This is a genomic window from Pseudomonas entomophila (assembly GCF_029193575.1).
In the GTDB taxonomy this organism is placed as follows: Bacteria; Pseudomonadota; Gammaproteobacteria; order Pseudomonadales; family Pseudomonadaceae; genus Aquipseudomonas; species Aquipseudomonas entomophila_G.
The window spans coordinates 56,794-68,646 of record NZ_JARGCS010000035.1 but is presented as its reverse complement, the minus strand read 5'-3'; the positions used below and the strand labels follow the sequence as shown (position 1 = coordinate 68,646).

Annotated in this window: 11 protein-coding genes; 2 read left to right on the top strand and 9 right to left on the bottom strand. The window is 66.3% G+C overall.

Annotated elements, in window-relative coordinates; genetic code table 11:
- Positions 1 to 33: 33 nt before the first annotated feature.
- Positions 34 to 864 (bottom strand): alpha/beta fold hydrolase, encoded by an 831-nt coding sequence (locus P0Y43_RS16850; protein ID WP_275638405.1) that lies wholly within the window; start codon positions 862 to 864, stop codon positions 34 to 36.
- 102 nt (positions 865 to 966) lie between these two features.
- On the opposite strand from P0Y43_RS16850, the gene P0Y43_RS16845 reads away from it, so the two are divergent.
- Positions 967 to 1,380 (top strand): MerR family transcriptional regulator, encoded by a 414-nt coding sequence (locus P0Y43_RS16845; RefSeq protein ID WP_275638404.1) that lies wholly within the window; start codon positions 967 to 969, stop codon positions 1,378 to 1,380.
- A 50-nt stretch (positions 1,381 to 1,430) separates the two neighbouring features.
- On the opposite strand, the gene P0Y43_RS16840 is transcribed toward P0Y43_RS16845, so the two are convergent.
- Positions 1,431 to 3,380 carry a DNA topoisomerase III gene (locus P0Y43_RS16840; protein ID WP_275638403.1) on the bottom strand — a complete coding sequence of 650 codons (1,950 nt, stop codon included), beginning with the start codon at positions 3,378 to 3,380 and terminating at the stop codon, positions 1,431 to 1,433.
- A gap of 247 nt (positions 3,381 to 3,627) precedes the next feature.
- Between P0Y43_RS16840 and P0Y43_RS16835 the strand changes: the two genes are divergently transcribed.
- On the top strand, positions 3,628 to 3,843 hold the full coding sequence (locus P0Y43_RS16835; protein WP_275638402.1) for a hypothetical protein: 216 nt from the start codon (positions 3,628 to 3,630) through the stop codon (positions 3,841 to 3,843).
- Between the two features lie 161 nt (positions 3,844 to 4,004).
- On the opposite strand, the gene P0Y43_RS16830 is transcribed toward P0Y43_RS16835, so the two are convergent.
- The 7 genes from P0Y43_RS16830 to P0Y43_RS16800 form a co-directional block, all read right to left on the bottom strand.
- Complete coding sequence (locus tag P0Y43_RS16830; RefSeq protein ID WP_275638401.1) at positions 4,005 to 4,439, bottom strand: GNAT family N-acetyltransferase; 435 nt, start codon at positions 4,437 to 4,439, stop codon at positions 4,005 to 4,007.
- The gene (locus P0Y43_RS16825) at positions 4,432 to 5,598 is read right to left on the bottom strand and encodes a cupin domain-containing protein (protein WP_275638400.1); all 1,167 of its coding nucleotides are present in this window, start codon (positions 5,596 to 5,598) and stop codon (positions 4,432 to 4,434) included. Before P0Y43_RS16825 ends, P0Y43_RS16830 begins: the two co-directional genes overlap by 8 nt.
- Positions 5,599 to 5,680: 82 nt before the next feature.
- Entirely contained in the window at positions 5,681 to 7,051 is a 1,371-nt protein-coding gene (purB, locus tag P0Y43_RS16820; RefSeq protein WP_275638399.1) for an adenylosuccinate lyase, read from the bottom strand.
- A gap of 201 nt (positions 7,052 to 7,252) precedes the next feature.
- Positions 7,253 to 7,879, bottom strand: a complete 627-nt coding sequence (gene hflD, locus P0Y43_RS16815) for a high frequency lysogenization protein HflD (RefSeq protein ID WP_275638398.1) — start codon at positions 7,877 to 7,879, stop codon at positions 7,253 to 7,255.
- Positions 7,876 to 9,000, bottom strand: coding sequence for a tRNA 2-thiouridine(34) synthase MnmA (gene mnmA / locus P0Y43_RS16810; protein WP_275638397.1), 1,125 nt, complete (start codon positions 8,998 to 9,000; stop codon positions 7,876 to 7,878). The genes hflD and mnmA overlap by 4 nt, the downstream gene beginning before the upstream one ends.
- Positions 9,001 to 9,058: 58 nt before the next feature.
- Positions 9,059 to 9,499 carry an NUDIX hydrolase gene (locus tag P0Y43_RS16805; protein ID WP_275638396.1) on the bottom strand — a complete coding sequence of 147 codons (441 nt, stop codon included), beginning with the start codon at positions 9,497 to 9,499 and terminating at the stop codon, positions 9,059 to 9,061.
- A gap of 102 nt (positions 9,500 to 9,601) precedes the next feature.
- Positions 9,602 to 11,827 carry an NADP-dependent isocitrate dehydrogenase gene (locus tag P0Y43_RS16800; RefSeq protein ID WP_275638395.1) on the bottom strand — a complete coding sequence of 742 codons (2,226 nt, stop codon included), beginning with the start codon at positions 11,825 to 11,827 and terminating at the stop codon, positions 9,602 to 9,604.
- Positions 11,828 to 11,853: the final 26 nt, after the last annotated feature.

The following is an 11,853-nucleotide window of genomic DNA, read 5'->3' as shown; positions in this document are numbered from 1 at the left end:
CGCGATTGGGGTGTAACGCGGCCCCAGGCGATCTCACCCGCGCACGAATGCCAGCAGGTCGGCATTGATCACATCGGCATGGGTGGTCGGCATGCCGTGCGGGTAGCCCTGGTAGGTCTTGAGCTCACCCTTGGGCAGCAACTTCGCTGAAAGCGGCCCGGAATTCTCGTAGGGCACGATCTGGTCGTCGTCCCCGTGCATCACCAGCACCGGCTGCTGGATACCCTTGAGGTCCTGGGTGAAGTCGGTCTGCGAGAAGGCCACGATGCCGTCGTAGTGGGCCTTGGCGCTGCCCATCATGCCCTGGCGCCACCAGTTGCCGATGATCCCCTCCGACGCCGTCGCGCCCGGGCGGTTGTAGCCATAGAACGGCCCGGCCGGCACATCGCGATAGAACTGCGCGCGGTTGCTCGCCACCTGGGCCTGGAAGCCGTCGAATACCGACTTGGGCAGGCCACCGGGGTTGGCCGGGGTCTGCACCATCAACGGCGGCACGGCGGCGATCAGCACGCCCTTGGTCACCTTGTCCTCGGGGTGGCGGGCGATGTAGCGCACCACCTCGCCGCCACCGGTGGAGTGGCCCACATGCACGGCGCCCTGGGTACCCAGGTGCTGGACCACCGCCGCCACATCGTCGGCGTAGTGATCCATGTCGTGGCCGTCCCAGACCTGGCTGGAGCGCCCGTGGCCGCGCCGGTCATGGGCCACCACGCGAAAGCCCTGGGCGAGGAAGAACAGCATCTGCGCGTCCCAGTCGTCGGCGCTCAGCGGCCAGCCGTGGTGGAAGTGGATGACCGGTGCGCCGCGGGGGCCCCAGTCTTTGTAGAAGATCTCGACGCCATCCTTCGTTGTGACGTAACCCATGATCGCTGCTCCTCTAGAGTGGTTGGTGCATGAGGGACGTTGCTGCTTGCCCGGGTGAACGGGGTTAAAGTGAGCTTGAAGGTCGGTTGGGTGAGGCGAGCTATGAGAATAGGAGAATTGGCGAGACGCAGTGGCCTTTCCGCTTCGCGGATACGCTTCTACGAATCCAGCGGTCTGCTCACGGTGGTTGGGCGCACGGCCAATGGCTATCGGGAGTACCCGGCCGAGGCGTTGTGGATACTGGAGATCATCGTGGGGGCGCAGGCGGCGGGGTTTTCCCTGGAGGAGGTGCGCAGCCTGTTGCCGGTGACGGCGGATGCCTGGGCCCATGGCGAGTTGCTGGATGGGTTGAAGCGCAAGGTGGCCGAGATCGAGGCGTTGCAGCAACGCCTGGCGCATAGCCGGGCGCAATTGCTGGTGGCGATCGAGACCATTGAGAACCGGCCCGAGGGGACGGACTGTGTGGACAATGCCAAGGCCCTGCTGGGGCGGTTGCGGGGGGAAGGTGCGGCTTAGGCCTGAGGTGTCTGGTCCAGCCTCATCGCGGGGCAAGCCCGCGATGAGGCCTATGCGGTTTTGCGGGGCGCCTTTTTGCGGGGTGCCTTCGCCTCAGCGGCCTTGGCCTTGCCGCCGCTGCGGCGTTTCTTCTTCCACGGCGCGCCTTTGGCGGCGACCGAAGGGCCGCTGATACTCAGGCGCAGGCCGGCGCAGCGCTGCACCAGTTTGCCCATCCACGCCGATTGCCGGGCGACGAACTCCTCCAGGCTCATTTCGCCGCTCTGCACCATGTCCAGCGCCTGCTCCCAGATCGCCGTGGTGCCCGGGTCGGCAATGGCGCGGGGCACGGCGTCGATCAGGCTGAAGGCCGCCGGGGTGGCGGCGAGCGCCTTGCCATGCTTGACCAGGTAACCACGGTCGAGCAGGCCCTGGATGATGCTGGCGCGGGTGGCCTCGGTACCGATGCCGGTGGTTTCCTTGAGCTTCTGCTTGAGCCGTGGGTCGTCCACCAGTTTGGCGACGTTCTTCATCGCCTTGATCAGGTCGCCTTCGGTGAAGGGCTTGGGCGGTTGGGTCCACAGGTCCTTGAGCTGCACCTCGCGCACCGCGCAGTCCTGGCCTTCGCGTAGCGCCGGCAGCACTTGGGCGGGGGCAGCCTCGCGGCCCTTGGCCGGGGTCAGTGCCTCGGGCAGGGCGCGGCGCCAGCCGGGTTCGATGATCTGCTTGCCCACCGCGCGCAGGGCATGGCCGGCACAGTCGAAGTCGGCCTGGGTGCGGTCGTATTCGTGGTGGGGCAGGAACTGCGCCAGGTAGCGCGCGCGGACCAGCGTGTAGACCGCCTTGTGCTTGGGCGGCAGGCGCGTGGGGTCGCTGGCCGCGGCGGTGGGAATGATGCCGTGGTGGGCGCTGACCTTGGCGTCGTTCCAGGCCCGTGAGCGGCGCTGGGGTTCGAGATGGGGCTGCAAGGGCGCGAGGCTGGCATCGGCGCGCTGCAGCGCAGCGAGGATCGCGGGCGCCTCGGCGTGCTGGCTGAGCGGCAGGTAGCCGCAGTCGCTGCGCGGGTAGGTGATCAGCTTGTGGGTCTCGTACAACGCCTGGGCGATGTCGAGGGTTTCCTGGGCGCCGAGGCCGAGTTTCTTCGAGCACACCTCCTGCAGGGTGCCGAGGTCGAAGGGCAGCGGTGCGACCTCGCGCATGCGCTCGGTCTCGACCTTGAGCACGCGCGCGCTCGCGGCGTTGCCCATGTCGCTGGCGGCCTGCTGGGCGAGTGCCTGGCGGATGCAGCGGCCCTGGTCGTCGCAGGCCTCCTCCGGGGCGCGCCACTGGGCACTGAAGGCGCTGCCCGCGTGCTCCAGCTGCACGTCGATGGCCCAGTAGGGCACTGGCACGAAGTCGGCGATGCTGCGGTCGCGGTCGACCACCAGGCGCAGGGTCGGGGTTTGCACACGGCCCACCGGCAGCACGCCCTGGTAGCCGGACTGGCGGCCAAGCAGGGTGAACAGGCGGCTCATGTTCATGCCGATCAGCCAGTCGGCGCGCGAGCGGCCCAGGGCCGAGTGGTACAGGCTGAAGGTCTCGTGGCCCGGGCGCAGGCGCGCCAGGGCCTTGCGGATGGAGGCGTCGTCCAGCGCCGATAGCCACAGGCGCTGCACCGGGCCACGGTAGCGGCAGTGCTCGAGCAGCTCGCGGGCGATCATCTCGCCCTCACGGTCGGCGTCGGTGGCGATCACCAGCTCGCGGGCCTCGCCGAGCAAGCGCTTGACCGCCTTGAACTGGCTGGCGGTCTTGGGCTTGACCAGCATCTTCCACTTTTCCGGGATGATCGGCAGGTCGTCCAGGCTCCAGCGCTTGTAGCGCGCGTCGTAGCTGTCGGGCGGGGCGGTTTCCAGCAGGTGGCCGATGCACCAGGTCACGCACACGTCGGTGCCTTGCCAGCAGCCGTCGGCCTTGCGCGTGGCACCGAGGACTTTGGCGATGTCTTTGGCCTGGGAGGGCTTTTCGCAGAGGAACAGGCGCATGGCCGCAAACGCTTCGTGAACCGTGATGGGGCACTAGGATGCGCAAGCCAGGGCGCGCAGGCAAGTTTTATCTGTATGCATGTACAGGTTTTTGCCAGGCAATATGTCCCCGTCTTTGGCCAGGATGCCTCAGCCATGGGGTTGGACGAGGGCTTGGCGGCGTGCCAGTTTTGCCTTTCGCCCGTCAGTCGTGTCATTGGACGATGTCGCTGGGGCGCAATGCCTACAAAAAACAAGGACGTCACCCATGCCTCTGTTCGATTACCGTCAGCTCGACAGCACTGCCTCCTCAGCCCTCTATTTGGTGTCCATGGGTGTGGAAGGGGGGATGGCGGCGCCGGATTGGCGCGAGCACCTGAGCCGGGTGGGGGATGACCTGGTGCTGACGTTCGGGCGGGATAGCGTGACGTTGGTGGGGATTGCGGGGCAGGGGGTGGGGGATGGGCAGATCGTGATTGCCTGAGCAAAGGCGCCGCGCCAGCTGCGTTATGGCGGCCATTCAATGGCGGCCTAATCGCGGGGCGAGCCCTCTCCCACAAGGTACGTCGCCGTTTCCAGAATCGGCGTCGGGCCTGTGGGAGCGGGCTTGCCCCGCGATTGGCCGACAGCGCCGGCCCCGGTCGGTCAGGCGACCTCGCGCGAATCGCGGACCATGTCCACGTGCGGGATGCCGGCTTCGAGGAACTCCTCGCTGACCACCTTGAAGCCCAGGCGCTCGTAGAACGGCGTGGCATGCACCTGCGCGCTGAGCATCTGCTGCTTGAGGTCGCGGTTCTGCGCCTCGACGATCACTGCGCGCATCAGCGCATCACCCACATTCAGCCCGCGCCAGTCCTTGAGCACCGACACCCGGCCGATGGTGCCATCGGGCAGCAGGCGCGCGGTGCCGATCGGGTAGTCGCCTTCCAGGGCCAGGAAGTGCACGGCGGTGGGGTCCTCGGCATCGAACTCCAACTCCGGCGGCACGTGCTGTTCGGCGACGAACACGGCGCTGCGGATGCGGTGGATGTCGGCGTTGTCTTTGTGCCAGTCGGCGAGGCGAACGCTGATCTTATTCATTGGCAAATCCCAAGCTTCCTTGCTTGACCAGTTGGCATACCAGGGTCAGGGCTTCTTCATCTTCCAGCCACTGCGCCAGGTTTTCGATGTGCAGGGCGTCGGCGGCGCAGATCAGCTTCAGCAGGTCGCGCAGGTGGCCCGACAGCAAGCGGCTCTGGCCGCTGGCGAACAGCAGCAGGTTGTCATCGACCTCCGACCAGGCCATGCGCGCGCTCGGGTTGCGGATCAGGATCGCGCCTTGTTCCAGGCTGTCGACCAGGTCTTCTTCGCTCAGCTCCTCGCCGCTGACCTGCTCGGGGTAGCGTGGCTCGGTCATGAACTGGCCGAACCAGGTCAGCAGCAGGCGCTCGTCGCCCATGTGTTCGGTGAGCAGCGCCTTGAGGCGGTCGAGGGCGTCGTGCTGGATCTGGTGCGGGTCGCTGACTGGCTGGGCGTCGGCATCGCTGTAGCGCTCTTCATCAGGCAGGAACTGGCTGAGGAAGTCGGTGAAGTGGGTCAGCACTTCGGCGGCGCTAGGCGCGCGGAAGCCCACCGAGTAGGTCAGGCAGTCGTCCACGGCCACGCCGTAGTGGGCCAGGCGCGGCGGCAGGTAGAGCATGTCGCCCGGCTCCAGGGTCCATTCCTCGCTCTGCTCGAAGTCGGCGAGGATGCGCAGGTCGGCGTGCTCGAGCAGCGGGCTGTCGCTGTCGCACACCTGGCCGATCTTCCAGTTGCGCTGGCCGTGGCCTTGCAGCAGGAACACGTCGTAGTTGTCGAAGTGTGGGCCGACGCTGCCACCGGGGGCGGCGAAGCTGATCATCACGTCGTCGATGCGCCAGCTGGGCAGGAAACGGAAGTGCTCCAGCAGCTCGGCCACCTCAGGCACGAACTGGTCCACCGCTTGCACCAGCAGGGTCCAGTCACGCTCCGGCAGCTCGGCGAAAGCGTCTTCCTCGAAGGGGCCGCGGCGCAGCTCCCACGGGCGCTCGCCGTGCTCGAGGATCAAGCGCGACTCGACCTCCTCCTCCAGGGCCAGGCCGGCCAGCTCGTCCGGGTCGATGGGGCTTTCGAAGTCGGGGAAGGCCTGGCGCACCAGCAGGGGCTTCTTCTGCCAGTAGTCGCGGAGGAATTCGCGGGCCGTCAGGCCACCCAGCAGCTGCAGTGGAGTATCAGGATTCATGTTCAACCTATTGAAAAAACGTAATTTTCATCCGGGAATAAAAACGCCCGGCTGAGCCGGGCGTTCAACCGCGTGGTCAGGCTCAGATGCGTTTGGCCTGGGCCGCCGCGTTGCCGATGTAGCTGGCCGGGGTCAGTTGCTTGAGCTCGGCCTTGGCTTCGGCCGGCATGTCCAGGCCGTCGATGAAGGTCAGCAGCGCTTCAGGGGTGATGCCCTTGCCGCGCGTCAGTTCCTTGAGCTTCTCGTAGGGGTTCTCGATATTGAAGCGGCGCATAACGGTCTGGATCGGCTCGGCCAGCACTTCCCAGCAGGCGTCCAGGTCGGCGGCGATGCGCGCTTCGTTGACTTCCAGCTTGCCGATGCCTTTCAGGCTGGCTTCGTAGGCGATGACGCTATGGGCGAAGCCCACGCCCAGGTTGCGCAGCACGGTGGAGTCGGTCAGGTCGCGCTGCCAGCGCGAGATCGGCAGCTTGCTGGCCAGGTGCTGGAACAGCGCGTTGGCGATACCCAGGTTGCCTTCGGAGTTCTCGAAGTCGATCGGGTTGACCTTGTGCGGCATGGTCGAGGAGCCGATTTCGCCGGCGACGGTCTTCTGCTTGAAGTAGCCCAGGGAGATGTAGCCCCAGACGTCGCGGTCGAAGTCGATCAGGATGGTGTTGAAGCGGGCGATCGCGTCGAACAGCTCGGCGATGTAGTCGTGCGGCTCGATCTGCGTGGTGTACGGGTTGAACACCAGACCCAGCTCGTCCTCGATGAAGGCGCGGGCGTTGGCTTCCCAGTCGATTTGCGAGTAGGCCGACAGGTGGGCGTTGTAGTTGCCCACGGCGCCGTTGATCTTGCCCAGCAGCGGCACGGCGGCCACTTGGGCGATCTGGCGCTCCAGGCGGTAGACGACGTTGGCCAGCTCTTTGCCCAGGGTGGTCGGCGAAGCCGGTTGGCCGTGGGTGCGCGACAGCATCGGCACGTCGGCGTGCTGGTGGGCCAGGGCGCGAATGGCCTCGGCGATCTGGCGCATCAGCGGCAGCAGCACGTCGTCACGACCGGCGCGCAGCATCAGCGCGTGGGACAGGTTGTTGATGTCCTCGCTGGTGCAGGCGAAGTGGATGAACTCGCTGACCTTGGCCAGCTCCGGCAGCGTGGCGGCCTGCTCCTTGAGCAGGTACTCGATGGCCTTGACGTCGTGGTTGGTGGTGCGTTCGATCTCTTTCACGCGTTCGGCGTGCTCGAGCTTGAAGTCGCTGGCCAGGGCGTCGAGCAGGGCGTTGGCTTCGGCGGAGAACGCCGGCACTTCGCCGATCTGCGGGTGGGCGGCCAGGCGCTGCAGCCAGCGGACCTCGACCAGGGCGCGGAAACGGATCAGGCCGTATTCGCTGAAGATAGGGCGCAAGGCCTGGGTTTTGCCGGCATAGCGGCCATCTACAGGGGAAACCGCAGTGAGCGAGGAGAGCTGCATGGGGTGTTCTCGGGCAGTCAGGCTTTTGGAAGGGCGCATATCATACATGAAAATTGCGCCCGGGTCGGTTGGCTGACCAAAGGTCGGGCCTTTTGAAACGGTGGTGGCCCCTGTGGGAGCGGGGTTGTCCGGCGATTGCGGTGTTGGATTCACCGGCGCAACGCGGGGCGAGCCCGCTCCCACAGGGGGTGTGGCGCGCGCTCAGGAGGGCGCGCGCATCATGTCGTACAGTTCGTTGAGCAGCTTGCGGCGGCTGAATACCAGCTGCCAGCGGTGTCCGCCCAGCTGGCGCCACAGGCGCGCGGCGCGGATGCCGGCCAGCAGCAGGGCGCGGATCTTCGACGCGTTGCTGGCCTGCTGCAGGAAGCGCATGTCGCCATGCACCTGGATGCGCTGGCGCAGGGTGCTCAGGGTGTCCTGGTACAAGGCTCCGCTGGAAGCGATGACGTTTTCGTGAACCAGGCCGAAATGCTCGGCCTGGGACTGGATCTGCGGCAAGCGCTTGCCAATGGTGTCGAGCATGTCGCCACGCTTGGCCAACTGGCGCTCCAGGCCCAGCATCGACAGGGCGTAGCGCAGCGGCTCGCGTTGCAGGCTGCTGGGGTCGCGCTCCAGGGCGCCAACCAGCGCGCGGTAGCCGTCGCGCAGGTTGAGGTCGTCACCGCCGAACACCTCCAGGGTGTCCTTGGGGTCGCGCACCAGCAGGCTGCCGAGCATGCAACCGATGTTGGCCTCGCTGGCCTGGCCGGTGCGGGCGATGCGGTCTACCAGCACGGCGGCCTGGAACACACCGCCCAGGGCGACCAGTTGTTCGTTGAGGTTGCTCATGCGCGCGGGCTCCAGGGCTCGGCGGTCTCGATCACGCCGCCGCCCAGGCACACCTCGCCGTCATAGAACACCACCGACTGGCCCGGGGTCACGGCGCGCTGCGGTTCGTCGAACACGGCGCGGTAGCCGTCGGCGCTGCGCTCCAGGGTGCAGGCCTGGTCGCCCTGGCGATAGCGCACCTTGGCGCTGAGGCGGCGCGGCGTGGACAGGTCGACCGGGTTGACCCAGTAGATTTCCGAGGCCAGCAGCGCACGGGAGAACAACCAAGGGTGCTCGTTGCCTTGGCCGACCACCAGCACGTTGCGCGACAGGTCTTTCTCCAGTACGTACCACGGCTCGTCGCCGGCGTCTTTCAGGCCGCCGATGCCCAGGCCCTGGCGCTGGCCGATGGTGTGGTACATCAGGCCGTGGTGCTGGCCGATCACTTCACCGTCGGTGGTCTGGATCTCGCCCGGCTGGGCCGGCAGGTACTGCTTGAGGAAGTCGCTGAAGCGACGTTCGCCGATGAAGCAGATGCCGGTGGAGTCCTTCTTCTTGGCGGTGGCCAGGCCGTGTTTCTCAGCGATGGCGCGCACCTCGGGCTTTTCCAGTTCGCCGACCGGGAACAGGGTGCGGGCGATTTCCGCGCCGCCCACGGCGTGCAGGAAGTAGCTCTGGTCCTTGTTCGGGTCCAGGCCCTTGAGCAGTTCGGTGAGGTCGCCGGTGTCGCGGCGGCGCACGTAGTGGCCGGTGGCGATCAGGTCGGCGCCCAGCGACAGGGCGTAGTCGAGGAACGCCTTGAACTTGATTTCGCGGTTGCAGAGGATGTCCGGGTTCGGCGTGCGGCCGGCCTTGTATTCCTCGAGGAAGTGCTCGAACACGTTGTCCCAGTACTCGGCCGCGAAGTTGGCGGTGTGCAGCTTGATGCCGATGCGGTCGCACACGGCCTGGGCGTCGGCCAGGTCTTCGCGGGCGGTGCAGTATTCGGTGCCGTCGTCTTCTTCCCAGTTCTTCATGAACAGCCCTTCCACCTGGTAGCCCTGCTCCAGGAGCAGGAGGGCGGAGACGGAAGAGTCCACGCCGCCGGACATGCCGACGATGACGCGGGTCTTGGCGGGGTCTTTGAGTACTGGGCTGGTCATGGCTACCGATGGAGATCTGGGGGAAAAATTCCGATTCTATCAGGACGCTGGCCGCGCGTCAGTCGCGCAGCAGGGCCAGGCTGTGCAACGGGCCGTTGAGGTAGTCGTCGAGACAGCGTGGCACCAGTTCGCTGCGCCAGCGCGCGGGGTCGGCCAGCAGTTCGTCGCGGGTCAGCCACACGGCGCGGGTGATGTCGCTGTCCAGCGCGCGCTCGGGGTGGTGGCGCAGGGGGCGGGCGGCGAAGCAGATGCGCTGGTAGGTCACGCCGTTGCTGGGGGCGGTGTACAGGTAGATGCCGACCACGCCGGTGAGCTCGACTTCCCAGGCGGTTTCCTCGAGTGTTTCGCGCAGGGCGGCCTGGAGCAGCGTCTCGTTGGCCTCCAGGTGGCCGGCGGGTTGGTTGAAGACGTGCTGGCCGGCCTTGAACTCTTCGACGAAGAGGAAGCGGCCATCCTGTTCGACGATGGTGGCGACGGTGATGTGCGGTTGCCAGGTCATGAACCTCTCCATGAAGCGGCCCGCTCCTGCAGGGAGGGCAGGCTCTGAAAAACACAAACCCCGGTGCGTGGCCGGGGTTTGTGCTGTTACGTCAAGCGAACCTTACAGGGCGGCGATCGCGCTGTTCAGGGTCTGGCTTGGGCGCATCACCTTGGCGGTCAGCTCGGCATCCGGGGCGTAGTAGCCACCGATGTCGGCCGGCTTGCCCTGGACGGCGTTGAGCTCGGCGACGATGGTCGCTTCGTTCTCGGTCAGGGTCTTGGCCAGCGGGGCGAAGCGCGCTTGCAGGGCGGCGTCGTCGCTCTGGGCGGCCAGGGCCTGGGCCCAGTACAGGGTCAGGTAGAAGTGGCTGCCGCGGTTGTCGATGCCGCCGACCTTGCGCGAAGGCGACTTGTTGGTGTCGAGGAACTTGCCGGTGGCCTGGTCCAGGGTGTTGGCCAGGACCTTGGCGCGCGGGTTGTCGTAGGTCTCGCCCAGGTGCTCCAGGGAAGCGGCCAGGGCCAGGAATTCACCCAGCGAGTCCCAGCGCAGGAAGTTCTCTTCGACCAACTGCTGCACGTGCTTCGGTGCCGAACCGCCGGCGCCGGTCTCGAACAGGCCACCGCCGTTCATCAGCGGGACGATCGACAGCATCTTGGCGCTGGTGCCCAGTTCCATGATCGGGAACAGGTCGGTCAGGTAGTCGCGCAGCACGTTGCCGGTCACCGAGATGGTGTCCTTGCCTTCGCGGATGCGGGCCAGGGAGAACTTGATGGCGTCGACCGGGGCCAGGACGCGGATGTCCAGGCCAGTGGTGTCGTGATCCTTCAGGTAGGTCTGTACCTTCTCGATCATCACGCCGTCGTGGGCACGGGCCGGGTCCAGCCAGAACACCGCCGGGGTGTTGCTCAGGCGGGCGCGGTTGACGGCCAGCTTGACCCAGTCCTGGATCGGCGCGTCCTTGGTCTGGCACATGCGGAAGATGTCACCCGCTTCGACGTGCTGCTCCAGCACGACGTTGCCCTTGCCATCGACCACGCGCACGACGCCGTCGGCCTTGACCTGGAAGGTCTTGTCGTGGGAGCCGTATTCTTCGGCCTTCTGCGCCATCAGGCCGACGTTCGGCACGCTGCCCATGGTGGTTGGGTCGAAGGCGCCGTGCTGCTTGCAGTCTTCGATGGTGGCCTGGTAGATGCCGGCGTAGCAGCGGTCGGGGATGATCGCCTTGGCGTCTTGCAGCTCGCCCGCGGTGTTCCACATCTTGCCCGAGTCACGGATCATCGCCGGCATCGAGGCGTCGACGATCACGTCGCTCGGCACGTGCAGGTTGGTGATGCCCTTGTCGGAGTTGACCATGGCCAGGGCCGGACGCTCGGCGTACAGGGCCTGGATGTCGGCTTCGATCTCGGCCTGCTTGTCGCTTGGCAGGTCCTTGATGCGGGCGTACAGGTCGCCGATGCCGTTGTTGGCGTTGAAGCCTACTTCGGCCAGGGCGGTCGCGTGCTTGGCCAGGACTTCGCCGTAGAATTCCTCGACGATGACGCCGAACATGATCGGGTCGGAGACCTTCATCATGGTGGCTTTCAGGTGCACCGACAGCAGCACGCCCGAGGCCTTGGCATCGGCGATCTGCTCGGCGATGAAGGCTTTCAGGGCCTTGCGGCTCAGGGTGGCGCAGTCGATGACTTCGGCGGCCTTGACGGCGGTCTTTTCTTTCAGGACGGTGGTGGTGCCGTTCTTCTCGACCAGTTCGATGCGCAGGCTGTCGTCAGCCTCGATCAGCGCGGCCTTCTCGCTGCCGTAGAAGTCGCCCTGGGTCATGTGGGCCACGTGCGACTTGGAGTCTGCGGCCCAGGCGCCCATCTTGTGCGGGTGCTTGCGCGCGTAGTTCTTGACCGACAGCGGGGCGCGGCGGTCGGAGTTGCCTTCGCGCAGCACCGGGTTCACGGCGCTGCCCTTGATGCGGTCATAGCGCGCGCGGGATTCTTTCTCTTCGGCGCTGGCCGGCTCGTCGGCGTAGTCAGGGATGTTGAAACCCTTGGCCTGCAGTTCCTTGATCGCCGCCTTCAGCTGCGGGACCGACGCCGAGATGTTCGGCAGCTTGATGATGTTGGCTTCCGGCGTGGTGGCCAGCTGGCCCAGTTCCGCCAGGTGATCGCCTACCTGCTTCTCGGCGCCCAGTTGCTCCGGGAATGCCGCGAGGATACGACCGGCCAGGGAGATGTCGCGGGTTTCAACGGCGATGTCGGCGCTTGCGGTGAACGCTTCGATGATCGGCAGCAGTGAGTAGGTGGCGAGGGCGGGGGCTTCGTCGGTGAAGGTATAGATGATCTTGGAACGGGTGGGCATGCGGGTTAACTCTCTATGTGCTGAGC